This window comes from Afipia sp. GW822-FHT04G07, from assembly GCF_058800765.1.
In genome coordinates, this window is record NZ_JBXAMP010000001.1 from 2345669 (window position 1) to 2370105 (window position 24437).

23 protein-coding genes are annotated in these 24437 nt (G+C 62.7%); 15 read left to right on the forward strand and 8 right to left on the reverse strand.

Annotation, left to right across the window (positions count from 1 at the left end; translation table 11 throughout):
• The first annotated feature begins 20 nt into the window (after positions 1-20).
• Complete coding sequence (locus AC1RKJ_RS11490; RefSeq protein WP_492791088.1) at positions 21-926, forward strand: ketopantoate reductase family protein; 906 nt, start codon at positions 21-23, stop codon at positions 924-926.
• A 125-nt stretch (positions 927-1051) separates the two neighbouring features.
• The gene (locus tag AC1RKJ_RS11495) at positions 1052-1828 is read left to right on the forward strand and encodes a DUF2865 domain-containing protein (protein ID WP_492792714.1); all 777 of its coding nucleotides are present in this window, start codon (positions 1052-1054) and stop codon (positions 1826-1828) included.
• A 6-nt stretch (positions 1829-1834) separates the two neighbouring features.
• Here AC1RKJ_RS11495 and AC1RKJ_RS11500 read toward each other — a convergent pair whose 3' ends face one another.
• Together AC1RKJ_RS11500 and AC1RKJ_RS11505 are read right to left on the reverse strand one after the other, a co-directional pair.
• Entirely contained in the window at positions 1835-2266 is a 432-nt protein-coding gene (locus AC1RKJ_RS11500) for a hypothetical protein (protein WP_492791089.1), read from the reverse strand.
• A 130-nt stretch (positions 2267-2396) separates the two neighbouring features.
• Positions 2397-2615, reverse strand: coding sequence for a hypothetical protein (locus AC1RKJ_RS11505; RefSeq protein ID WP_492791090.1), 219 nt, complete (start codon positions 2613-2615; stop codon positions 2397-2399).
• A gap of 226 nt (positions 2616-2841) precedes the next feature.
• On the opposite strand from AC1RKJ_RS11505, the gene AC1RKJ_RS11510 reads away from it, so the two are divergent.
• Positions 2842-3696 (forward strand): acyl-CoA thioesterase, encoded by an 855-nt coding sequence (locus tag AC1RKJ_RS11510; protein ID WP_492791091.1) that lies wholly within the window; start codon positions 2842-2844, stop codon positions 3694-3696.
• 188 nt (positions 3697-3884) lie between these two features.
• Positions 3885-4772, forward strand: coding sequence for a hypothetical protein (locus AC1RKJ_RS11515; protein ID WP_492791092.1), 888 nt, complete (start codon positions 3885-3887; stop codon positions 4770-4772).
• 78 nt (positions 4773-4850) lie between these two features.
• Here AC1RKJ_RS11515 and AC1RKJ_RS11520 read toward each other — a convergent pair whose 3' ends face one another.
• Both AC1RKJ_RS11520 and AC1RKJ_RS11525 read right to left on the reverse strand, forming a co-directional pair.
• Entirely contained in the window at positions 4851-6467 is a 1617-nt protein-coding gene (locus AC1RKJ_RS11520) for a phosphoenolpyruvate carboxykinase (RefSeq protein ID WP_492791093.1), read from the reverse strand.
• A 190-nt stretch (positions 6468-6657) separates the two neighbouring features.
• Positions 6658-7398, reverse strand: a complete 741-nt coding sequence (locus AC1RKJ_RS11525; protein WP_492791094.1) for a HugZ family pyridoxamine 5'-phosphate oxidase — start codon at positions 7396-7398, stop codon at positions 6658-6660.
• 243 nt (positions 7399-7641) lie between these two features.
• Between AC1RKJ_RS11525 and AC1RKJ_RS11530 the strand changes: the two genes are divergently transcribed.
• The 5 genes from AC1RKJ_RS11530 (at position 7642) to AC1RKJ_RS11550 (ending at position 11706) form a co-directional block, all read left to right on the forward strand.
• Positions 7642-8343: a response regulator transcription factor gene (locus AC1RKJ_RS11530; protein ID WP_492791095.1), complete on the forward strand. Its 702-nt coding sequence runs from the start codon at positions 7642-7644 to the stop codon at positions 8341-8343.
• A 171-nt stretch (positions 8344-8514) separates the two neighbouring features.
• Complete coding sequence (locus AC1RKJ_RS11535) at positions 8515-10341, forward strand: stimulus-sensing domain-containing protein (RefSeq protein ID WP_492791096.1); 1827 nt, start codon at positions 8515-8517, stop codon at positions 10339-10341.
• Positions 10341-10784, forward strand: coding sequence for an HPr kinase/phosphorylase (locus tag AC1RKJ_RS11540; protein WP_492791097.1), 444 nt, complete (start codon positions 10341-10343; stop codon positions 10782-10784). The genes AC1RKJ_RS11535 and AC1RKJ_RS11540 overlap by 1 nt, the downstream gene beginning before the upstream one ends.
• Positions 10785-10993: 209 nt before the next feature.
• Positions 10994-11395, forward strand: coding sequence for a PTS sugar transporter subunit IIA (locus AC1RKJ_RS11545; RefSeq protein WP_006022367.1), 402 nt, complete (start codon positions 10994-10996; stop codon positions 11393-11395).
• Positions 11392-11706: an HPr family phosphocarrier protein gene (locus AC1RKJ_RS11550; RefSeq protein ID WP_492791098.1), complete on the forward strand. Its 315-nt coding sequence runs from the start codon at positions 11392-11394 to the stop codon at positions 11704-11706. The genes AC1RKJ_RS11545 and AC1RKJ_RS11550 overlap by 4 nt, the downstream gene beginning before the upstream one ends.
• Positions 11707-11812: 106 nt before the next feature.
• On the opposite strand, the gene AC1RKJ_RS11555 is transcribed toward AC1RKJ_RS11550, so the two are convergent.
• A complete protein-coding gene (locus tag AC1RKJ_RS11555; RefSeq protein WP_492791099.1) occupies positions 11813-13522 on the reverse strand; it encodes a glycosyltransferase family 39 protein in 1710 nt (569 codons plus the stop codon).
• Between the two features lie 185 nt (positions 13523-13707).
• On the opposite strand from AC1RKJ_RS11555, the gene lepA reads away from it, so the two are divergent.
• Entirely contained in the window at positions 13708-15513 is a 1806-nt protein-coding gene (lepA, locus tag AC1RKJ_RS11560; protein ID WP_492791100.1) for a translation elongation factor 4, read from the forward strand.
• 13 nt (positions 15514-15526) lie between these two features.
• On the opposite strand, the gene AC1RKJ_RS11565 is transcribed toward lepA, so the two are convergent.
• Positions 15527-16501: a DUF8426 domain-containing protein gene (locus tag AC1RKJ_RS11565; RefSeq protein ID WP_492791101.1), complete on the reverse strand. Its 975-nt coding sequence runs from the start codon at positions 16499-16501 to the stop codon at positions 15527-15529.
• Between the two features lie 647 nt (positions 16502-17148).
• On the opposite strand from AC1RKJ_RS11565, the gene AC1RKJ_RS11570 reads away from it, so the two are divergent.
• Entirely contained in the window at positions 17149-17391 is a 243-nt protein-coding gene (locus tag AC1RKJ_RS11570; protein WP_492791102.1) for a YegP family protein, read from the forward strand.
• Between the two features lie 132 nt (positions 17392-17523).
• Here the strand turns inward: AC1RKJ_RS11570 and AC1RKJ_RS11575 are convergent, their stop codons facing one another.
• Positions 17524-19761, reverse strand: coding sequence for a putative bifunctional diguanylate cyclase/phosphodiesterase (locus AC1RKJ_RS11575; RefSeq protein WP_492791103.1), 2238 nt, complete (start codon positions 19759-19761; stop codon positions 17524-17526).
• A 364-nt stretch (positions 19762-20125) separates the two neighbouring features.
• On the opposite strand from AC1RKJ_RS11575, the gene mepA reads away from it, so the two are divergent.
• The 4 genes from mepA (at position 20126) to modC (ending at position 23493) form a co-directional block, all read left to right on the forward strand.
• The gene (gene mepA, locus AC1RKJ_RS11580; RefSeq protein ID WP_492791104.1) at positions 20126-21079 is read left to right on the forward strand and encodes a penicillin-insensitive murein endopeptidase; all 954 of its coding nucleotides are present in this window, start codon (positions 20126-20128) and stop codon (positions 21077-21079) included.
• 227 nt (positions 21080-21306) lie between these two features.
• A complete protein-coding gene (modA, locus tag AC1RKJ_RS11585; RefSeq protein WP_492791105.1) occupies positions 21307-22119 on the forward strand; it encodes a molybdate ABC transporter substrate-binding protein in 813 nt (270 codons plus the stop codon).
• A gap of 5 nt (positions 22120-22124) precedes the next feature.
• Positions 22125-22820 carry a molybdate ABC transporter permease subunit gene (gene modB / locus AC1RKJ_RS11590; RefSeq protein ID WP_492791106.1) on the forward strand — a complete coding sequence of 232 codons (696 nt, stop codon included), beginning with the start codon at positions 22125-22127 and terminating at the stop codon, positions 22818-22820.
• A gap of 1 nt (position 22821) precedes the next feature.
• Positions 22822-23493, forward strand: coding sequence for a molybdenum ABC transporter ATP-binding protein (gene modC, locus AC1RKJ_RS11595; RefSeq protein WP_492791107.1), 672 nt, complete (start codon positions 22822-22824; stop codon positions 23491-23493).
• A 10-nt stretch (positions 23494-23503) separates the two neighbouring features.
• Here the strand turns inward: modC and AC1RKJ_RS11600 are convergent, their stop codons facing one another.
• Complete coding sequence (locus AC1RKJ_RS11600; protein WP_492791108.1) at positions 23504-24376, reverse strand: ABC transporter substrate-binding protein; 873 nt, start codon at positions 24374-24376, stop codon at positions 23504-23506.
• Positions 24377-24437 lie beyond the last annotated feature (61 nt).

A 24437-nucleotide genomic window follows, 5' to 3' on the forward strand; every position in this document is an offset into this window, starting at 1 on the left:
ACGGTCATGAAAGCGGCATCATGAAAGCAGCCGTCATGGGCGCCGGCGCCGTCGGGAGCTATATCGGCGCGATGCTGGCGCGCGCGGGTCATGACGTGACCCTGATCGCGCGGCCTCATCATGTCGAAGCCATCAAGGCGCACGGTCTTGTGCTTGAAAGCCGCAGCTTCCACGGCAGCATTCCGGTGCAGGCGACGGCGGACGCATCCGGCGTCGCAGGCGCGGACGTGGTGCTGCTGTGCGTGAAATCGGCCGACACCGAAGCCGCGGGCCGCGCGATCGCCCCGCACCTCAAGCCGGATGCCACTGTGCTGTGCCTTCAGAATGGCGTGGACAATGCGGAACGCCTGCAAGCAACCATCCGGCAAATTGCCGTTCCCGCCGCCGTCTATGTCGCCACCGAGATGGCAGGCCCGGGGCATGTCAGACACAAGGGGCGGGGCGATCTCATCATCGGCCCTTCGCCGGTGAGCGAGAGCATTGCCAGGCAATTCAGCGACGCCGCTATTCCCACGACGGTTTCGAAAAACGTCATCGGCGAGTTGTGGGTCAAGCTCATCCTGAACTGCGCCTACAATGCGCTGTCGGCGGTGGCCGAACTTCCCTATGGACCCATGCTCAAAGTCCAGGGCGTCACCGACGTCATGGAGAGCGCGATCGGCGAATGCGTCGCGGTGGCTCGGGCGCTGAACATTCCGATTCCGGCCAACATCGGCGACACCGTGTTCGCGCTGGCCGGAACGATGCCGGAGCAATACTCATCGACCGCGCAGGATCTCGTGCGCGGCAAGCCCACCGAAATCGATTATCTGAACGGCTACGTCGTCCGAAAGGGCGCGGAGCTTGCCATTCCGACGCCGACCAATCTCGCGCTTCAGGTCATGGTCAAATTGCGCGAAGCCCGGCGCTCCCATCCGCGCTCCTAACCTCGCGTTTACCATCTCGCATTAAGGTCATTGACGCTGCGGCAATCGATGCCGCGGGCGTCAGCGTTGCGTGAGTGGGGCCAAAGTTGCGTAAACAGTTGCGTAGTTCGCGCGCGCCGCGCCGCATGGCGCTTGTTCTCGCTGCCGCCATGGCATTCGCGATAGCGCCCGGCGCGGCGTCCGCCGGCATTTTCGATTTCCTGTTCGGCAACGAAAAGCCTGAGCGGCCATCGCCGCAATCGCAAAGCAATTCCTTCGCCGATCCGCTGGGTCTTTTCTCCAATCCGAATCCCGCGCCCGCCCCGGCTGCATCCCCCGGCGGACGTTTCACCAGCTATTGCGTGCGAAGCTGCGACGGCCGCTATTTCCCTCTGACCTCGCGCGGCGGCAGCACGCCGGCGCAGATGTGCCAGGCGTTCTGCCCGGCGAGCCCGACCAGGGTTTATTCCGGCAACAGCATCGATTACGCGGTCGGTAACATGGGCGAGCGCTATGTCGATTCGCCGAATGCATTCGCCTATCGCAAGGCGCTGAAAGCGGACTGCACCTGTAACGGCCGCGATCCCGCGGGCCTCGCGCCTGTCGATCTGACGCTCGATACCACGCTGCGCCCCGGCGACATTGTCGCCACCGCGAACGGGCTGGTCGCCTATTCCGGCGTCAAGACCGCGAACGGTCAGACCACGGAATTCACGCCGGTGAACAGCTACCCCGGCCTGACGCAGGAGTTGCGCGCGCGTCTCGGCGAAATGAAGGTGACGCCGGTAGCCGCGGAAATTTCCGAGGACAGTTTCACGCCGCCGGAAATAACCGGATCGCTGGCGCAGCCCAAGCTGTCGCAGCCTGCGGCGCCCGCGCCAAAGATCGCGGCCCCGAAAGCCAAGCGGGCTGAAGCGCGCTAAGGCCGCTTACCGCCCGACGATGACGCCGATCACGTTGGGTGCCGCGAGATATTTCTCTTCCATCGCCATGCGCGCCTTGGCCCGGATCTCCGGCGTCAGCAGCCCGCGATGTTCCGCGAGGATCATCCAGCAATAGCCCCACCAGTCGGCGAGGACGCCGGTGTCGTCGACCAGATCGTAGCCATGCTCGGCGGCGAAGATGCGCGCCCGCGCCTCGTCCAGCGCATCGAGAAACGCATGGTCCTTCAGCGAGAACAGGTCGTCGCTGAAGTCGTCGGTGGTGTAGCCCCACACCGACATGCAGACCGCGTTGAACTCGCGGTCGATCTGGTCGTCGTCCACGACCCGTGTGCGGGAGGCGGTGTGGAGACGGGAGAGCGTGCGGGCGAAGTCCGCGATGCGCGTCAGCGCCGTGTTGTCGAACGCAATATTGGACATGTAGTCCTCAAGACCGATGACAGACCCTAGATGTGGTGGCGTGATGCGCCGAATCACAATGATATATCAATGACTTGCTAAAGTGTTCTTAATTTGTTCCTTTTATTTGGTACAGGCCGCCGCGCAAGCCTCAGGGCACGACCGTGATAGGGATCGATGCGAGTTCGGAAGAGAGCTTGCGCACAGCTTTTTCAGCCTCGGCCGGAAGCTGCTCAGGGGTGCAGCAAAACGGCACCTCGAGCCCCAGTTTCTTGCTGGAGTCGCTTTCCCATATCAGGCCGACGAATGACTTCTTCGCTACGAAGTCGTGCGTGAGACTGGCGATCTTGATGCCGTCGTTATCCGCCATCAGAGCCTCCCGATGTTACGTTTGGAATAGCGCGCCCATACTGGAATATAACGATTCCGGCGGGCGAGCAGTCAACCTGCCAGCGAGCAGCGTGTTCCTGTGGAACGATCGGAAAGCGTGCGCCCTTTCCTGACTTCGCCGCGCATGACGGCCATTACCTCGCGCGTCATTGAATCCTGCGGCGATCCTGCGAAGACTGCGGCAGATAAACGGAGTTGGCCCGACAATGCTGGAAAAAACATCCCGGAAAGCCGCCAATCAAACGTCGAGCGAGACCACCCATCCGTTCGACCGCGCCACGCAGGTCACGACGGTGGACGGCCGGTTGCGCGGGGCAGCCAGCGAAGACTATTTCGCCTTCGTCGGCCCGTTCGGCGGCGTCACCGCGGCGACCATGCTGCGCGCAATCATGCAGCATCCGGAACGGATCGGCGATCCGCTGTCGGTCACGGTCAACCTCTGCGCGCCGGTCGCAAGCGGTGGCTTCGATCTTGGCGTGCGCCTGATCAAGGCGACCCGTTCGACGCAGCACTGGTTCGTTGAACTCACGCAGGACGACGGTGTTGCGGCATTCGCCACCGCCGTGTTCGCGATCCGGCGTCCGTCATGGTCGCATCAGCCGGCAACCATGCCGCCGGCGCCGCCGTTCGATCAGGTCAGGCCGCTGCCTGATAGCGGCATCGCGAACTGGGTGCGGCAATATCAATTCCGCTTCGTGGAAGGCGCGCCGGGCTACAACGCCACCCCTCTCGATACTCCGGCGAGTGCTTATTCCAGGATGTGGCTCAGCGACGCCACGCCCCGGCCCATCGATTTCCTGTCGCTGCTATCGATGTCGGATACGTTCTTCGCACGCATCTTCCATGCCCGCGGCACCATCGTGCCGATCGGAACGGTGTCGATGACAACGGTTTTCCATGCCGATGCCGCGGACCTCGCCGCCGAGGACACCACGGCGGTGCTTGGCGTCGCCGACGCAAATATCTTTCACAAAAGTTTTTCGGACCAGACCGGCCAGTTGTGGTCACCCGGCGGACGCCTGCTCGCGACCACCTCGCAGGTGGTGTATTTCAAGGCTTGAGACGACGGCGCGCCGTCCACAGAGGGGCTAATTGCCGCAGCGCGCTGTGACGGCGCCCCAATCCGCCTGTCATATTCGCAGGCCATGGTCCGGCCACCTGCTCGCGATCCGGCTCCTGTGACTGCGGTCCTCTCACCGCCATTTCCGGTTGTTGCGGGCGTGTCCAAGATCCCAACCGGAGTTTTTCCATGATCCAGAAATTGTCTCATCGCCTCGCAACCGTTGCCGTCGCCGCAGCGGCATCCGTGTTTGCATTCGCAGCCCATGCCGAAGTCGATAACAGCTCGCTGTCGTCGCCGGGCTTCCGCCCGCACGCCCGCACATTCGGCCTCGTCTACACGCTGCCGAAGGAAACCAACGACATCCTCAACGTGACCGTCACGGGCCTGCTGCGCGAGAAACTCCTGAACGCGAAGCTTGAAGACGAGGCCGCCCGCTTCAACATTCCGCACGTAACCGTCGTCCACATTCATAGCGCGGACCCGACGACGCCCGAGAAGATGCTGAAGGCGTTGCCGAAGTTGCCGGGCGTTCTCAACGTCACCCTGAAAAATTTCTACACCACCGAAGCCGCCAAGGGCGCGGGACAGCCATGGTGGGTCGACCTCGGCATCGTCAAGGAAGGTGCGGACTTCGAGGCCATGATGGCGCTCAACACCGCCGCCACCGCCGCGCTCGCACCGCTGCGCGACGGCCCGCTGCCGCGCTGCACGGGGCCGGTCTACGCCGTCATGAGCGATGCCGCGAAGGATCTGGTGAAGACCGTCGGCGTCAGCGGCGTCAACGTGGTAAAGGACGGCAAGGAGCTGCGTTCGCACAATCCGCACAACACGCTGGTCTACAGCAACGTGAAGTTCACGCCGGAATTGAAGAAGGACTTCGATCAGGCGGCGGTCGAGTTCAACCAGATTCTTCCCGACGGCATTCCGGTCTCGTTCAAGACCATTTCGATCGTCGAACTGGGCTTCGCCGGAAACGTGCTGCGCGAAGCCTACCGGATCGACCTTCAGAACGGATCGATCCTGAACGTCGCGACAGGCAAGACCACGGGGACGACGACGGCGACGGCGCGCTGAATTCAGACGCCAACGCCACGCTTCAGACAAACGAAAGGGCGGCTCAATGAGCCGCCCTTTTTATTACTGCAAAAGCGATCACTCCGCCGCGAGCTTAACCTCGGGGGCAGCGGCGCGGACGTCGGCATCGACCTGCTTTTCGAACTTCTCGAAGTTCTTCTGGAACATCGCCACCAGACCGCGCGCGGTCTTGTCGAACTCCGCCTTGTCCTTCCAGGTGTTGACCGGATCGAGGATGTCGCTCGGCACGCCATCCAGCGCGGTCGGCACTGCGAAGCCGAAATACTTGTCGGTGCGGAACGTGGCGTTGCGCAGCGAACCGTTCAGCGCCGCGGTCAGCAGCGCACGCGTCACCTTGATCGGCATGCGGCTGCCGGTGCCGTACTTGCCGCCGGTCCAGCCGGTGTTGACCACCCAGCAGTCGACGTTGTGCTTGGCGATGAATTCCTTCAGCAATTGGCCGTATTCGGTCGGATCGCGCGGCAGGAACGGCGAGCCGAAGCAGGCCGAGAATTCCGGCACCGGCTCGTTGCCGAGACCGCGTTCGGTGCCCGCGACCTTCGCGGTATAGCCCGACAGGAAGTGATACATAGCCTGCGCCGGCGTCAGCTTGGCGATCGGCGGCATCACGCCGAACGCGTCGGCGGCGAGCATCACCAGATTCTTCGGATGACCGGCGCGGCCGGTCCGCGATGCGTTCGGGATTGCCTCAAGCGGATACGCCGAACGTGTGTTCTCGGTCTTGGAGCCGTCGTCGAAATCGGGCTCGCGCGTGATCGGATCGAGCACGACGTTCTCGAGCACGGCGCCGAAGCAGATGCTGGCGTCATAGATTGCGGGCTCTGCCTCGCGCGACAGCTTGATGGTCTTGGCGTAGCAGCCGCCTTCGAAATTGAAGATGCCATCCGGACCCCAGCCGGTCTCGTCGTCGCCGATCAGCGTGCGGTTCGGATCGGCGGACAGCGTGGTCTTGCCGGTGCCGGACAGGCCGAAGAAAATTGCGCTGTCGCCGTTCGGGCCGACGTTGGCCGAGCAGTGCATCGGCATCACGCCCTGCGCGGGCAGGAAGTAGTTCAGCGTGGTGAACACCGACTTCTTCATTTCGCCGGCGTACTGGCTGCCTGCAATCAAAACGATCTTGCGGGTGAAATCGATCGCGACGACGTTCTCGGACTTGCAGCCGTGACGCTTCGGATCGGCGCGGAAGCTCGGCAGATCGACGATGGTCAGTTCCGGCGCAAAGCTCGCAAGCTCGGCCATCTCGGGACGGCGCAGCAGCGTGCGGATGAACAGCGAGTGCCACGCCATTTCGGTGAACACGCGCGTCTTGATCTGGAATTTCGGATCGGCGCCGCCGTAGAGATCCTGCGCGAAGAGTGACTTGCCTTCGCAATGCTTGAGGAAATCCTGATACAGCGCTTCGAACTGCTCGGGCGTGATCGACTGGTTGCCGCCCCACCACATGGTCTTGTCGGTGAGCGCGTCGCGCACCGTGAACTTGTCCTTCGGGGATCGCCCGGTGAACACGCCGGTCTCTGCGACAAGCGCGCCGCCGGCCGACAGTTCGGCTTCATTGTTGCGCAGCGAATGCTCATAGAGCGGCGCTGTGCCGAGATTCCAGTTGACCTGTTTGAGGTTTTTAAAACCGAATTTGTCGGCGCCGAAGGCACCGTTGCGTACACCCGTCTCTTGCACTTTTAGAATCTCCCACAAAGACCGCGTATCGTTTCGCGCGCCTGTCGCCAAACGCCCCTGTCGCGGATGCCGGGGATCATAGCTCCCGGGCCTCAATCCGGCGACTTATTAGTAGCCAACGCGCGGCTTGCCAAGTCGATCCGTCATATTCGGCTAACGCAGACCGGAATCGGCTAAAACGGGTTGAATTTCACGGGCTTGGCAGAGCCCGCGCCCGGTCCGCCAGTCCCTTCAAAACATGCCGCAGTGCGGCGGGTGCGGCGATACGCTGCGGAAAGTCGAGCCGGAGCGTGCGCGATCCATCCTGCATGTCGAGCCCCTCGGGATCGCAGCCGGTACAACGCCATGCTCCCGGCGACGCACCGAGCAGCTTCACGGCATAAAGGTTCATGGTGTCGGCATGATCGGCGTTCATATGCGCGACAATGTCAGGCTCGGCCTCGATCAGCGCGTCCGCGCCGGCGAGATCGGTCAGGAAATCTTTCGGCGCGAGATCGACGATGCGGCCAAACCCCGCAACCAGATGAACGCTGCCCGGCTTGATCCGGAAGAACGAGAAATCCTTGAAGTCCACGAACTCCTCGGCCGACGGATGGGCCGCGAGATAGCGCCGCCGGAGTCTTGCGACATCGTCGCCCTGCGCTTCTTCCGCCGTGCCCGCCAGCATGATGCGCGCGCCTTCCAGCGGGTCGCCCGGCGCCCGCTCGTCCAGCATCAGCGACGCGCGCGGGTCGCCGAGAACATTTTTGGTGTGCAACGCCAGCCGCGAGATCAGCAGGATCGGCGTCCCGTCGGGCATTGATGCGACATTGACCAGCGAGCAATACGGATCGCCGCTACCCGCCATCAGCGTGGCCAGCGCGCCATGGCGGCTGCGGCCCAGCAGCGAGCGGGTGAGGCGGGCGGGTTTGACGGGAGCGGAAGGGTCCATTTTATGGGCTTGATTTCATTGGTTAACGGGCTTTTTTCGGGCCAAAAGGGGTTATATCGCGGAACAATCGCCTTATATAACCGTCAAGTTCCAGTAATCGCGCAGTTCAGGAACTTGGTCACATTTCAGCCCAGCTTGCATTGCTCGTTGGTCGGTGCCTGAACGCCTTATTTCACGGCACCCCGGTTCGGCCGGTCAGTACACAGTCGCCACGCCCACAACACCGATTTGGAAAGCAGGCTCATGCCCACAATCGCCTTGGTCGATGACGACCGCAACATTCTCACATCGGTCTCGATCGCGCTGGAAGCCGAAGGCTACCGCATCATGACCTATACGGATGGCGCATCGGCCCTCGACGGTTTCAAGACATCGCCGCCGGACCTTGCGATCCTGGACATCAAGATGCCGCGCATGGACGGCATGGAGACGCTGCGCCGTCTGCGCCAGAAGTCCGACCTGCCGGTGATCTTCCTGACGTCGAAGGATGAGGAGATCGACGAACTGTTCGGCCTCAAGATGGGCGCCGACGATTTCATCCGCAAACCGTTCTCGCAGCGTCTGCTGGTGGAGCGCGTCAAGGCGGTGCTGCGCCGCGCGGTGCCGAAAGATCCCACCGTGACGCAGAAGGAAATGGACGCCAAGGCGCTGGAACGCGGCCTGCTGCGCATGGACCCGGAGCGGCACACCTGCACCTGGAAGAACGAGCCTGTGACGCTCACCGTCACCGAATTCCTGATCCTTCAGGCGCTGGCGACACGCCCCGGCGTGGTGAAAAGCCGCAACGCGCTGATGGACGCGGCCTATGACGACCAGGTGTATGTCGACGACCGCACCATCGACAGCCACATCAAGCGCCTGCGCAAGAAGTTCAAGGCGGCCGACGACGACTTCGAGATGATCGAAACGCTGTACGGCGTCGGGTATCGTTTCAAGGAAACCTGATCGGTCAAGCAGGGATCCGCATCTGTCATGGGCCGTAGCCCGGATGAGGCGAAGCGCAATCCGGGGTAAGCAAAACGATTGTTCCGGATTTCGCTTCGCCTCATCCGGGCTACGTTTATTACATTAGCCGCGTTATAGTGGCCGTGTTGGAAACAACGAACGGTTCAGCCATTGCTCGATCGAACGCAGAATGATCGCGACGACGATGCCGAATCCGGTGCGCCGCCGCTCGCTCCGGTGTCGGACGAGCAGTCCGCGGAGATCGAGCAGACCGGCCGTGGCTGGCGCAGTCCGCTCGACCTCATCAAGCGCGCAGGCCGCTACTTCGTCGCGCTGACATTCTCCAGCCTCACCCGCCGCATCGTTTCGCTCAACCTGATCGGCCTGTTCGCGATGCTGGCCGGCATCCTCTACCTGTCGCAGTTCCGCGCCGGACTGATCGATGCGCGCGCGCAGAGTCTGCTGGTGCAGGCCGAAATCATCTCGGGCGCGATTGCCGCCTCGGCCACGGTGGAAACCAACGCCATCACCGTCGATCCGGAACGGCTGCTCGATCTCAAGCCCGGCGAAAGCTACGGCGCGAACGACGAGGCGCTGACCAGCATCGAATTTCCCATCAATCCCGAGCGCGTGGCGCCGGTGCTGCGCCGGCTGATCTCGCCGACCAAGACCCGCGCGCGCATCTACGACCGCGACGGCGTGCTGGTGCTCGACAGCCGCAATCTCTATGGCCGCGGCGACGTGCTGCGTTTTGAACTGCCGCCGCCGACCGCCGAAAAGCCCGGCTTCGCCGAGAAAACCATGATCGCGATCCGCACATGGCTCAATCGCGGCGACCTTCCGCGCTACCGCGAACTCGGGCCGGAGAACGGCAACGGCTATCAGGAAGTGCAGCAGGCGCTCGGCGGCCGCAAAGGCAGCATGGTGCGGATCAACGACCGCGGCGAGGTGATCGTCTCGGTATCGGTGCCGGTGCAGCGCTTCCGCGCGGTTCACGGCGCGCTGATGCTGTCCACGCAGGGCGACGACATCGACCAGATGGTCAACACCGAGCGGCTCGCGATCCTGAAAGTGTTCGGCATCGCCGCCGGCGTCATGATCGTGCTGTCGCTGCTGCTGGCCTCGACCATCGCCGGCCCGGTGCGCCGCCTCGCCGACAGCGCGGAGCGCGTCCGCCGCCGCATCCAGACCCGCGTGGAAATTCCCGACTTCTCCTCGCGCGGCGACGAGATCGGCCATCTGTCGCACGCGCTGCGCGCAATGACCGACGCGCTCTACAATCGTATCGAGGGCATCGAGCGGTTCGCCGCCGACGTCGCGCACGAGCTGAAAAATCCGCTGACGTCGATGCGCTCGGCGGTCGAAACACTGCCGCTGGCAAGGTCCGACGAAAGCCGCTCGCGGCTGCTCGCCGTGATCGAACACGACGTGCGCAGGCTCGACCGGCTGATCTCCGACATTTCCGATGCCAGCCGCCTCGACGCCGAGTTGCAGCGGCAGGATGTGGAGCCCGTGGACATTCGCCGCCTGCTCGACACGCTGACGTCGGTCGCCAACGAAACCCAGCACGGCACCGAAGTTACGGTCGAGGCCCGTTTCGAGGGCCGCCCCCGCGATACCTTCTCGGTGCCGGGACATGACCTGCGCCTCGGCCAGGTGATTTCGAATCTGCTCAGCAATGCGCAGTCGTTCTCGCGTCCCGGCAGCAAGGTCCGCGTCATCTGCCGCCGCCTCAAATCCGAAATCGAGATCACGGTCGATGACGACGGCGCCGGAATCCGGCCCGGCGCACTCGAAAAGATCTTCGAGCGGTTTTACACGGATCGCCCGGCGCAGGGCTTCGGACAAAATTCAGGACTGGGGTTGTCGATCTCCAAGCAGATCGTCGAAGCCCATGGCGGGCGCATCTGGGCCGAGAACCGCGCCGGCCCGATCAACGCCGAAGGTGACGCCCGCATAGCCGGCGCGCGCTTCGTGGTCCGGCTTCCGGCCATATAATGTCCAACGACGTCGCGAGCGTTCATGCTTCAGCGGTGCTGGTCGGAGACCGCGCCATCCTGATTCGCGGACCCTCGGGGTCGGGCAAGTCCGCGCTGGCATTTGCGCTGATACAGGCCGGACGTACCGGGCAATTGCCCTCCGCCACCCTGATCGGGGATGACCGTGTTCGCCTGACGGTGCGCAGCGACAGGCTGATCGTGCAAGGTGTCGAGGAACTGGCCGGCAGAATCGAAATTCGGGGCCTTGGAATCAGGACCGTCGCTTTTGCCGCAGAAGGCCCCGTGGGCCTCGTGGTTGACCTCTCCGCCGCCGACGCCGAGCGGCTGCCACCACCACAATCCCTCCGGACAAGCGTTTCAGGGCTGGAAATCCCCCGAATTCCGGTTGCAGCTGGCTATGGCCCTTTGCCGCTGGTTCTGGCATTCCTTACGACAACTTAAGGTTTCAAAACCGAACCCGCGACCTTGTACTGATTGATAGCGACCATCCGGTCGCCATATAACCCCTACCCTCGCCACTGAAGACGGCCAGCGCGGACACCTTTTTTAAGGGGGTACGCGGCAAGATCCCCCCTTGCGCCGGGGCTCTGGATGGTCAACATGTGGCCCTTTCGTGCGGTGCATCAAAAAGCGCCCGCGAGGAGTTTTGGATGATTGGTCTAGTACTGGTGACCCACGGGCGTCTTGCCGACGAGTTCAAGGCAGCGCTCGAGCATGTGATGGGTCCACAAAAACAAATCGAATCGATCACGATCGGCGCGGAAGATGACGCCGATCTGTGTCGAAGCGATATCATTGAAGCCGTCAAGCGCGTCGACAGCGGCGACGGCGTTGCGATTCTCACCGACATGTTCGGCGGCACGCCCTCGAACCTCGCAATCTCCTGCATGAGCCGTCCCAAGGTCGAGGTGCTCGCCGGCATCAACCTGCCGATGCTGGTCAAGCTCGCCAAGGTGCGCGACGACAAGCCGCTGCCCGACGCCATCGCCGCCGCTCAAGAAGCCGGCCGCAAGTATGTGACGATCGCCAGCCGGGTCCTTGCCGGAAAATGAGCGGCGCGCCGGACAAGCAGAGCGCGCAGCCCGGCGTCATTGTCCGTGAACTTCCCATCATCAATAAACGCGGCCTTCACGCGCGCGCGTCCGCGAAATTCGTGCAGACGGCGGAAAAGTTCGACGCCGAGCTGACCGTCACCCGCAACGGCGAAAGCGTCGGCGGCACCTCGATCATGGGATTGATGATGCTCTCTGCGGGCATCGGCACATCGATTACCGTGGCGGCCAGCGGCCGCGAAGCGCAGGCCGCGATGGACGCCATCAGCGAACTGCTCGCCAACAAGTTCGGCGAGGAAGAAGCGGGCTAGCGCGCACCGTCATTGCGAGCGAAGCGAAGCAATCCATGCTTTGAATCAGAGCAAGAACCGGATTGCCTCGTCGCAAGTGCTCCTCGCAATGACGAGCTATAACGCCCTACTTCTCATCCTCCGTCTTTGACGGCCCGACGATCCAGATTTTCCATTTCACCGCCGGTCCCGCCTTGCCGTGGAAATAGCGCCGCGACGTGAGATCGATGCGCTCCGCGTTCGGCGCGGTGTCGTTCATCCACTTCTCGCAAACCGGCAACCGCGCATCCGACGTGTCGCACGCGCCGATGAATCCCAGTCGCAGCGCCTCCTCCAGACTGGTCAGGCCAGAGGCCCAGATCTCGCCCGGCGTGAACGGCGCCGGATGATCGGGGCTGTAGAACGTGACCGGCTCGCCGACTTCGGTGGTGCCCGCAACCACTGCGAGGCGCGTGTTGAACCGCGCGCGCCACGCCTCCGTCAGTTGCATGGCGAATTCCGACTTCGGTAAAAACGGCGCGCCCGCTGTGCCGTCGCGCCGCACCGTCTGCTCCGCGATGATCGGCGAAAGCGCCAGCATGATCAGCGTGAACGCCAGCCACATCAGCATCAGCCGGATCAGCGCCATCTGCGTCACGCGCAGCGCCGGAAGCGCAATCAGCGCCAGCGGCACCAGGAAGAACAGCGAAATGCCCCAGTCGGTCTTCATGTAGATGCCGAACGCCAGCGCCGCGAGCGGCGGCACGACGCCGACAATGATCTGGATGATCCAGATGTGGCGCGCCTGCGAAAGATAGACGCCGGGATTGGGACCGCGCATCCACGGCCGCTGCGCTGAGTCAGCCAGTTCACGGAAGATGCCCTTCGCGCGCACCGACTTCCACCATTGCAGACGCCACGCCAGCGCGACGGCTGCGAAGGCAATCGGAATCAGCAGCAGCCCGATATTGTGCGCGGCATAGATCAGCACCAGCCGCGACGTTTCCGCGAAAGTGCGTCCGCCATAGACGTCGTCGGCGTAGATCAGCGGCAGGAAATCCGCCTGCTTCAGCCACCACAGATGCGGCAGCATCGCGATGAAGCCTGCGGCAAACGCCACCCACGGCGCGGGCGAACGCAGAAACCGCATCCGGTCCGGATGAATCAGCGCCGCGAGGCCGATGGCGCCGATCATGGTCAGCACCCAGTATTTCGTCATCAGCGCTAGCGCCGCCGCAAGGCCGAGCCAGAGGCCGGCGCGCGCGGTGCGTTTCTCGAAGGCGTTGAGATACGCCAGCACCACCAGCGGCAAGGTCACCAGTTGCAGCAGGTCGGGATTGTACTTGAACCCCTTGAAGCTGAAGATCGGATAAAGCGCGAGCATCGCCACCGTGAACATCGCGCGGCGATGATCGACCACGCGCACCGCGATCAGCCAGCAGATCACGAGGCCGATGCCGACCGTCGTCATCGCCAGTGCGTAGGTCGCCCAGTCGGTGACGGGAAAAATCCTGAACCAGACGCCCGCGACCCAGCCGGCCAGCGGCGGATGCTTGCCGTAGCCAAGCAGGAACTTCTGGCCCCACGCATAGGCCTCCGCGACATCCATGTGGACGTCCTGCGCGCCTTTCAGCGCGGTGAGGATGACAGTCCAGAGCAACGCATGAACCACTGCGAAGCCGATGACGAACCGGAAGCTGGTGCTCGGATCGTGGGCGACCGCTGCGATCCACGCCGCCACGCGGCGGGTGACGGGGACATGGCGCAGGCGCGCTTTCTGCCGGGATCGCAGTCCGGTGCGCGGGCCGGGATTCTTACCCGTTCTGCGCCCGGTCTCGGTCGATGAAAGATCGGACATTGCGGTCAACCTGTGTCGGAACTGGCGCTTTCGCTGAAGCCATTTGCTAGCAGCGCCCAAGGGTGGCGGCAAGGATGGCCGCGGGAGTGGCGGACAACAGGAAAACCGCGCCAAATGGCCCGAAGTCCACGCTTCGCGCGCCCTATTCTGTTGCCGCTTTGCAGCGCGGATGCTATCCCGCGCCCATGACAACGAGCCCTATCGACAACATCCGCAACTTCTCCATCGTCGCCCATATCGACCATGGCAAATCCACGCTCGCCGACCGGCTGATCCAGACCACCGGCGGGCTGGAGCTGCGCGAGATGAAGGAGCAGGTGCTCGATTCGATGGACATCGAGCGCGAGCGCGGCATCACCATCAAGGCGCAGACCGTCCGCCTCAACTACAAGGCGAAGGACGGCAAGACCTACATCTTCAACCTGATGGACACGCCCGGCCACGTCGACTTCGCCTACGAAGTCTCGCGCTCGCTGGCGGCGTGCGAAGGCGCGCTGCTGGTGGTGGACGCGTCCCAGGGCGTGGAAGCGCAGACGCTCGCCAACGTCTATCACGCGCTCGACGCCAATCTCGAAATCGTACCGGTGCTGAACAAGATCGATTTGCCCGCCGCCGAGCCCGAACAGGTCAGGAAGCAGATCGAGGACGTGATCGGCATCGACGCATCCGACGCGGTGATGATCTCCGCGAAAACGGGGCTCGGCATTCCCGACGTGCTGGAAGCCGTCGTGACGCGCCTGCCGCCACCGAAGGGCGACCGCGACGCGACGCTGAAGGCGCTGCTGGTGGATAGCTGGTACGACGTCTATCTCGGCGTCGTGGTTCTGATCCGCGTCGTCGACGGCGTGATGAAGAAGGGCCAGCGCGTCCGCATGATGGGCACGGGTGCCGCCTATGACGTCGAGCGCGTCGGCTTCTTCACACCGAAGATGACGCAGGTGGACGAACTCGGCCCCGGCGAGATCGGCTTCATCACCGCCGCGATCAAGGAAGTCGCCGATACCCGCGTCGGCGACACCATCACCGACGACCGCAAGCCCGTCACCGAAATGCTGCCGGGCTTCAAGCCGGCCGTCCCCGTCGTGTTCTGCGGACTGTTTCCGGTGGACGCCGACGACTTCGAAACACTGCGCGCGGCGATGGGCAAGCTGCGGCTGAATGACGCGAGCTTCTCGTTCGAGATGGAAACCTCCGCCGCGCTGGGCTTCGGCTTCCGCTGCGGCTTCCTCGGCCTGCTGCATCTGGAAATCATTCAGGAGCGCCTGTCGCGCGAGTTCAATCTGAACCTGATCGCGACGGCGCCAAGCGTCATCTACAAGATGCACCTCAACAACGGCAGCGAGATCGAGATTCACAATCCGATCGATATGCCCGAGGTGACGCAGATCAAGGAAATCCAGGAGCCGTGGATCGAAGCCACGATTCTGACGCCGGACGAATATCTCGGCAGCGTGCTGAAGCTGTGTCAGGAGCGGCGCGGCAACCAGAAGGAACTCACCTACGTCGGCGCGCGCGCCATGGTGAAATACGAATTGCCACTCAACGAAGTGGTGTTCGACTTCTATGACCGCCTGAAGTCGGTCTCGAAGGGTTACGCCTCGTTCGACTATCACCTCACCGACTACAAGCCGGCCGATCTCGTCAAGATGCAGATCCTCGTCAACGCCGAGCCGGTGGATGCGCTCTCGATGCTGGTGCACAGGACGCGCGCCGAAGGCCGCGGCCGCGCCATGGTCGAAAAGATGAAGGAGCTGATCCCGCCGCATATGTTCGTGATTCCGATCCAGGCGGCGATCGGCGGCAAGATCATCGCACGCGAAACCGTGCGCGCGCTGCGCAAGGACGTCACCGCGAAGTGCTATGGCGGCGACATCTCGCGCAAGCGCAAACTTCTGGAGAAGCAGAAGGAAGGCAAGAAGAAGATGCGGCAGTTCGGCAAGGTCGACATCCCGCAGGAAGCGTTCATCGCCGCGCTGAAGGTGGATAGTTGAGGCTTACATTACTTTAGTCGATGAGCTGATTGACAAAGCTCGGCATGAGCCCGCGATTGGCTCTGACAAATCTTACTATCTCTTTTGCGCTGACGTGACGTACCCTTGAGTTCATTTCAATTCCGCGCTCAACTTGGTCAATGGTCGGAAAAAAAATATAGAATGTGTCGACGTCATCGGGCACAATCACTCCTGAGCTGTCGATGCTCGATTGCCCGCTTTTGATCTGGATATAGGCACGTTGCCCTGCTGCGTTTCGCAAGACAAACTCCGTAACCGGTGTCGACTTCTTTACGGTGCTCGGGACAACGTACCATCCCATCTCGCTTTGAAGGTAAAGCGAGACAATATCTTCCAAATCATCGTGACCAATTGCACCTAGTGGAAAATCTTGAGACTGGCTTCTTTCAAATCCAACAACAGTAGCGACTTCTTTCTCCCATATAAGCACGCTCCCGAGCAAAGCCGCTTCACCTTCCGTTAAAATTCGCGAAACAGTGCTTCCTCGACCCGCATAAGCATTTTTCACAGGTCCGGGAACGCAGTCGCCTGCGCCCACGCGAATCCAATTACACTTTCTGACTTGGAACAGATCAAACCGTTCAAAATCGCTAGCGTGACGATATTGCCATGGACCCTCTACTCTTCCGAGCCAATATACGTCGCCGAAAGCGCGACACCAAACGAAGTCGCCCGATTGCACGGCATTGGCAAACCTCGTACTCGGGTTCAATGCAGCGTCCGTAGAGAAGGTAACATTTCCTGGGGGATTGCGTAGCGCTGCTACGTACTCTGCATGATCTTCGAAATCGCAGAACAACCCATCAATGCCCCATCCGATTCCCACCCATCCTTTTTCGAAGCAAAACTGTTTTGCGCGCTCTGCTTTTGACGGTTCAAACTTCGCAGGTGTATCGGGTGAAAGAACAAAATCGGGACGACGTTGTGAATTAATCGGAATCTTCCAAACCTGGATGTGTGTTGTCATTTCGATCCCATATAACAGTGCCGCGGTATCATTCGAAGCAATAGGGCTTGGGACGATAATGCCCGCTTGACTGATTGTGAAATGGACTATATTCCTATTTCCTTCACATCCCCGCGCTCATGACGCGGAGAGATGATCCCGCAGCCGCCACCCTCGCTTCGGGGCGCGGCTGGTGGAGCGCCGGGAGGCGCAGCGTCCGCGCGGTGGGCCTCGCAACCCCATCGCTGTCGTGACGCGCGCGCCTCGCGAGACGGACTCGCAATCCGCTCTCGTCACGGCACGCGGACGAACCTCTCGCAAAGGTTCGTCACAAGGGTGCCTCGCAAGCACTCTGGCGCCTCCCGGCGCTCCATTTCTTCTCAAGAGGAAATGAAAACGGGACGGGGCATTCCGCGCCCTCATGCAAGCGGATGCAATCTCATGCGCGATGAAAGTTTCTGCGCGGCAGCTCCACGTGATGGCGCTGCGCCGCGCACTTTTATTTCAGAATCAATACCATCGCGCTTTGTGACAAGCCCGTTCATCGCGCGTTCAAGCCGAATCTGTTGGCTGCTTCAGCGAGGGAAAAGCACGAGCCACGCTTGACTCTTCGCGCTCATCCATCGACGGTGCCGCGTGATCGACATTTCCAACCATCGGAGACAGTGATGGCAGCTTCCTACAAATTTGAAATCTACAAAGACAAGTCCGGCGAATTCCGTTTTCGCTTCCGCGCGCCGAACGGCGAGAAGATGTTCGCCTCGGAAGGCTATTCCAATAAAGCGTCCGCCAAGAGCACGATCAAATCGATCGTGAAGCATGTCGGCAAGGCCGAGATCGACGACGTCTCGAAAGCCGTGAAGGCCGCGCCGAAGGCGAAGAAGTCCAAGAAGGCGAAATCCAAGAAGTGATTTCAGCGCTGGCGCGAGCCGCGCAGGCTCGGCGCTGAACGCGCTTCACAGACAGCAAAGCTCCGGCTCACGCCGGGGCTTTTTTCTTGATCGAAACTGGAAGGTTGCGCTTTCAAGAACGGAATGCGGTCGTCACGCCACCAGAATGCGGCCGGCCGACATTTGTTGCGGCAATCCGAGCGCGTTACGCTGGGCCCGCAGCAGCGCGGTGATCTCCGCGTTCGGCCGCGCGCGGCTGAACAGGAAACCTTGACCCTCATGACAGCCTTCGGCGCGCAGGCAACTGAGCTCGGCTTCGGTTTCAACGCCTTCCGCCGTGATCGTGACGCCGAGACCGCGGCCAAGGCTGATGATCGAACGGACAATCGCCTGCCCGTCGTGATTGGAGCCGAGGTCGCGCACAAACGACTGGTCGATCTTGATCTTGTCGAACGGAAAGCTTCGCAGATAGCTCAGCGACGAATATCCGGTGCCGAAGTCGTCCATCGAAATCCGCACGCCGAGCGCGCGCAGCGCGTGCAGCGTCGCCAGCACCTGATCGCTCTTGTCGAGCAGCAGCGTCTCGGTGATTTCCAGCTCCAGCCGTTTGGGCGAGAGGCCTGAGACTTTCAGCGCGTCCATCACCACGGACAACAGATTGCCGACCCGGAATTGCAGTGGCGACAGATTGACCGCGACGCGCACGTCGTCGGGCCAATGCGCCGCGTCCATGCAGGCGCGCCGCAGCATCAGCCCGCCGACCGCGTTGATGAGGCCGGTTTCTTCCGCAACCGGAATGAACTCGGCGGGCGAGATCATGCCGCGCTCGCCGTGCGGCCAGCGCACCAGCGCCTCGAAGCCCGTGATGCGCCCGCTCTTGAGTTCGACCAGCGGCTGGTAGTGCGGCTGAAGCACACCGTTTTCGATGGCGGCGCGCAGGTCAATTTCAATACGCCGGCGGGACTGCGCGCGGGCGTCCATTTCCGCCTCGAAGAAGCTGAAGCTGCCGAGGCCTTCGCTCTTGGCGCGCGACAGCGCCATGTCGGCGTTCTTGAGCAGCTTCTCGGCGTCGTCGCCGTCGCCGGGCGCGATGGCGATGCCGATGCTGGCGCCGCTGACGATGGTATGGCCGTCGAACAAATAGGGCTCGCTGATCGCCGCGATCAGGCGCCTTGCCAGCATCGCGACTTCCTCCGGCCGCGTGATGCCTGCCTGCACCACGGCGAATTCGTCGGAGCCGAGGCGCGCGATGGCGTCCTCCTCGCGCAGCGACGAGCGAAGGCGCTTGGTCACGCCCTTCAGAAGCTTGTCCCCGATCGCATGACCCAGCGTATCGTTGATGGCCTTGAAGTTGTCGAGGTCGAGAAACAGCACCGCGGCCTTGTCGCCGTTGCGGCGCGTGTGCGCCAGCAACTCGTCGAGCCGCTGCCGCAGCAGGATGCGGTTCGGAAGGCCGGTCAGGCTGTCATGCTGCGCCATGAACGTGAGCCGCGCCTCGGCGCGCTTGCGCTCGGTGATGTCCATCAGCGCAAGCAGCACCGCGGGCTGATCCTCGAACACCAGCAGGCGCGAATAGATCGCGACATCGATCAGCGAGCCGTCGGCCTTGACGTGCTTCCAGGTTCTCGCGGCGCGTTCCTCGGTGGTCTGGTCGCCGGTCCACGGCGCCGCCTGGTCGAACGCCTGAACGTCCGAGATTTTCAGCTTCTCGAAATCGCCGCGCGCATAGCCATAATGCGCGATGGCCGCGTCATTGACGCTGATGATGCGCTCGTCGTCCTGGGTGCAGACGATCATCGGAACCGGATTGCCGTCGAACAGCAGACGGAACGAGGCTTCGCGTTGCTTCAATTCGGTGATGTCGACGCGCAGTCCGATCACGCCGCCGTCGCCGGTCAGGCGTTCCTCGATCAGGATACAGCGGCCGTCGGCCAGCGTCTGCTCATGGGCATCGCCGGGATGGTAAAGCTTCTCGAGACGTTCGTTGATCCATTCGTCCTCGCGGCCGACCGCTTCCGGATAATCGCCGCGCGCAACGCCGACCTTCAGCGTGTCGCGCAGCTTCGCCCCGTGCGCGAACAGGTCCGCGCTCTTGGCATAGATCTCCGCGTATTTCTTGTTCCAGAGAATGTAGCGGCCGTCCGCATCGAGAAACACGATGCCCTGCGGAAGAATGTCGATGGCTTCGCGCAGCCGCGCGTCGGATTTCTGGGCGTCCGCGATGGCCGCCTCGGCTTCGGCGCGCTTGCGCACGATTTCGCCGATCTCGGACACCTTGCGGCCCCCGCTCAGCAGTTTCGGCGCGGCCTTCGGCCGTCGCACCGACAGCCTTGCCCGCGTCAGCTTCGCTTTTCCAGTCCTGCTTTTTGCTTTTGGCCGTTCTATCGGCATTGCCCGCCAGTTCCCCGCATTCTGCGCGGGTAGTTTTGGAGCAAGTGTCTGAAAAAAAGGTATCTCTCTGCGTCGCCTACGACTTTTGATTGAAGTCACGTGCTCGCCGCGAAAGCGACGATGCCCAATTGCGAGGCTTTGCGGAGGCTGAAACGGGCGTTTGCGACGCCAGATGCGGCCCGCGCGGCCGTTTATGATGGTCGGTGACCGCATTCGCGCGCGTCGTGATACGCAGATGCGCACCAAATATACCGGAGCGCGGCACTTCGCATCAATTCGCGTCAGTCTGCGGCGTGGCTAACGGATGGTTAAAACAGGCTGCACCGTCTCGTCGCTGAAGCGGCCTTGGGCTATAAGACGCGCCATGATCCGATTCCGACTGATTCCCACGATCATCCTGATCTCTGTCGCCGCCATGTCAGCCGTGATCATCGCGGCAGATCAGGCACAGGCGCAGGACAGGGGCAGCGTCAATCCCAGGCCGCTTCCGCCGCTCGCCAATCCGAACGATCCGGCCGTGCCGGCCAAGGAGTTGTTTGGCCGCAAGCCGCTGCCTGCATCGCTTCCAGCAAAACCGATCGGCTTTTACGCCAAGGGATGCATCGCAGGCGCCGTGCCGCTGCCGATCAACGGATCGGCGTGGCAGGTAATGCGGCTGTCGCGCAACCGCAACTGGGGTCATCCGGATCTCATCGCGCTGCTCGAGAGGCTGGCGGTGAAGGCGCAGAAAACCGCCGGCTGGCCGGGACTTCTTGTCGGCGACATGTCGCAGCCACGCGGTGGCCCGATGCTGACCGGCCACGCCAGTCATCAGATCGGTCTCGACGCCGACATCTGGCTGACGCCGATGCCGAACCGGCAACTCTCCCGCGAGGAACGCGAGGAAACATCCGCGGTCATGATGGTGCGAAAGGACCGGCTCGATATCGATCCCAACACGTGGACGCCGTCGCACCTTCCCGTGATTCGCGCCGCTGCGCAGGAGCCGCAGGTGGAACGCATTTTCGTCAACGCCGCAATCAAGAAGGCGCTGTGCCGGGAAGCGAAAGGCGACCGAAGCTGGCTGTCCAAGGTGCGCCCGATGTACGGTCACGATTATCATTTTCACGTCCGCATGAAGTGTCCGGCGGGCAGCACGAACTGCGAGGCACAGACACCGCCCACGGAGAGCGAGGGTTGCAGCGCGGGCGATCTCGCTTACTGGTTCAGCGACCGCGTGCTGCATCCCAAGCCGCCGGTGACACCGCCGAAGCCGAAGCCGCCGATGACGCTGGCGGATTTGCCCTCGGAATGCCGGCAGGTTCTGCTCGCGCCGTGAGGCGTGAGTGCGGGCGAAATCGCACACAAAATGACAATCCTGCCCGTCGCCGCGTAACAATCCGGGCTTTACCCGGCGGCCACGCCTGATATGGTCGCCACGAACGATGCTCCTGCATGCTGCGCGCTGCCGGGGTTGCCGGAACGGCGCTTCCGCTTGTCGTCAGATGAAATGATCAAAGCCGGTTTCCGCGCGCCTTTGGCGCGCGACCCGCTATGGAGCGCCAGATGACTTTGATGTCCCGTTTTCTCGTTGTGACCGCGCTTGTCTGCGCGCCGCTGTTCTCGCTTTCATATGCGCAGGACGCGAAGCCGACCGCCGCCGTGCAGGACAAGACCCTCACCGTATTCGCAGCCGCGTCCATGAAGAACGCGCTCGACGAAGCCAATGCCGCCTACACCGCCAAGTCCGGCATCAAGGTGGTCTCAAGCTATGCCGCGAGCTCGGCGCTCGCCAAGCAACTCGAACAAGGCGCGCCAGCCGATATCTTCATTTCGGCCGACACCGACTGGATGGATTACTCCGCCGGTAAAAAGACCATCAGCGATCCCACCCGCGTCAATCTGCTCGGCAACAAGATCGTGCTGATCGCGCCGAAAGATTCCAAGATCACGAACGTCACGATCGGACAGGGCTTCGATCTCGCCAACCTCGCAGGCGATGGCAAGATCGCAACCGGCGACGTGAAGGCCGTGCCGGTCGGAAAGTACGCCAAGGCCGCGCTGGAAAAACTCGGCGCATGGCAGGCAGCTGAATCGAAGTTCGCCATGGCGGAGAGCGTCCGCGCGGCACTCGCGCTGGTGTCGCGCGGCGAGGCCAATCTCGGCATCGTTTACGAGACCGACGCCAAGGTCGATCCCGGCGTGAGGATCATCGGCGCCTTCCCGGCGGACTCGCATCCGGCGATCATCTATCCGGTCGCGGCGACCGTCAGCGCGAAAGCGGATTCCACCGGCTATCTCGCATTCCTGCGGTCTTCAGCGGCAAAGGCCGTCTTCGAGAAGTACGGCTTCACATTCCTCATCAAGCCGACATCCTGAGGCGCATGTTCGAACTCTCCGACGCGGACTGGACCGCGATCCTGCTCTCGCTGAGGGTCGCGGCCATTGCCACGCTGGTTGCCACGCCGCTCGGCATCGCGGTGGCGTGGCTGCTCGCGCGGCGCAACTTTTGGGGCAAAGGCGCTCTCGACGCGCTGATTTATCTGCCGCTGGTGTTGCCGCCGGTCGTGACCGGCTATCTGCTGCTGCTGACATTCGGGCGCAAGGGACTGGTCGGCGGATGGCTCGCCGATCACCTCGGCATCGTGTTCGCGTTCCGCTGGACTGGCGCCGCGCTGGCCTGCGGCGTGATGTCGTTTCCGTTGCTGGTGCGGCCGATACGGCTGTCCATCGAAGCGGTAGACCGCAAGCTCGAACAGGCCGCCAGCACGCTCGGCGCGGCGCCATGGCGCGTGTTCCTCACCGTGACGCTGCCGCTCGCAGCGCCGGGCATCGTCGCCGGCATGGTGCTCGGCTTCGCCAAGGCGATCGGCGAATTCGGCGCGACGATTACATTCGTGTCCAACATTCCCGGCGAGACCCAGACGATTTCGGCGGCGATCTATTCGCTGACCCAGACGCCGGACGGCGACACCGCCGCGCTCCGCCTCGTGATCGTGTCCATCGCGATTGCCATGGCTGCATTGATCGCATCAGAAATACTCGCGCGGCGGGCGACGCTGCGTCTGCACGGCTACTGATATGCTGTTGGTCGATGTCGAAAAGCAGCTCGGCAATTTCCGGCTCAGCGCGTCCTTCACAAGCGACGGACAGGTGACCGGCCTGTTCGGCAATTCCGGCGCGGGCAAGACATCGATCATCAACCTGATCGCAGGACTGATCGCGCCGGACCGCGGACGGATCGCACTCGACGGCGAAACTCTTGACGACACGTCGTCCGGTGTTCATGTCCCGCCGCACCGGCGGCGGATCGGCTACGTGTTCCAGGACGCGCGGCTGTTTCCGCATCTCAGCGTCCGGCAGAATCTCGATTACGGACGACGCATGAACGGCTTCGCCCCGGATTTGGCCGCCGAGACACGCACCATCGAACTGCTCGACATCGGCGATTTGCTGGATCGCCGATCCGCGCAATTGTCCGGCGGTGAGCGCCAGCGCGTGGCGCTCGGCCGTGCCCTGCTCGCAAAGCCGAAACTGCTGCTGCTCGACGAGCCGCTCGGCGCGCTCGATGACGAGCGCAAGGCGGAGATTCTTCCCTACTTTATCCGGCTGCGCGACGAAGCCAGCGTGCCGATGGTGCTCGTGAGCCACGACGCCGGCGAAATGCGGCAACTGGCGACCCATGTGGTGATGCTGAAGCGCGGCAAGGTTATCGCCAGCGGTGGCATCGACGTCTTGCCCGCGGCTGTTTAAACAAAAATATCTACTTCAGCGCCTTGATCGCTGTCGCGAGATAATCCAGCCCCTGCAGCAACGGCGGTCCGCCACACAGCGTATAACGCTCGGGAAGATCGATCCGCCGGTTCGCTCCGTAACGCGCCAGCAGCGCCGGGTGCGTGATGAACAGCGCGCCCTGATCCTGCGCTTCGCGCGGAGGATCCTGCAACACCAGCACGTCCGGACCATCGGTCAGCAGATGTTCCAGCGACGTGAATCCGCCCTGCTCCGCTGCCTTGAAGCCACCGGCTCCCGACGGCATCTGCGCGGGCGGCAGCAATCCGGCGATGGACAACATGCCGGAGACAAGACTTGCAGGACCTTCCCTGTAACCCTCGCGCTGGATCACCAGCGCCGTCAGCGGCGGCTTCACGGCAACCGCGGCCAGCCTCGCCTCGGCCTGTTCAAGCTGGCGAGCGAGCGCTTCGCCGCGCTCCGGATGGCCGAGCAGTTTTCCGATTTCGATCGCCTGCCGGCGCGCGTCGGCAAGATTGCGGATGAGATCGACATCCACGACCCGGATGCCCATCGCGCTCAGCATGGCATGAATGGGACGATGACTGGGGCCGCCGAGCACCAGATCGGGTGCAAGGTTCACGACCGACTCCGCGTCCCAGTCCAGCAGCCTGAAGGACCCGGCCTTGTCCGTCATGACGGACAGGACGGGATTGACCGCATAGGGCGACAGTCCCGCGATCTGGCCGGGATCGGCCAGCGCAAGCAACAACTGGTCGGCGCAGAGATTGAAGGACACGACGCGCCGGGGCGCACCGTCCGCGCGCGCCATCCCCGCGGCGGCGCCAAACGCGGTAACCATGGCCAAAACAAGCAAGCCGCTGATGATGGTTTTCTTGATCATGCCGGCCTGTTATGCCACGCCAATTGTGTTGCGTCAGCGGCCTTCAGCCGCCAGGACCTCT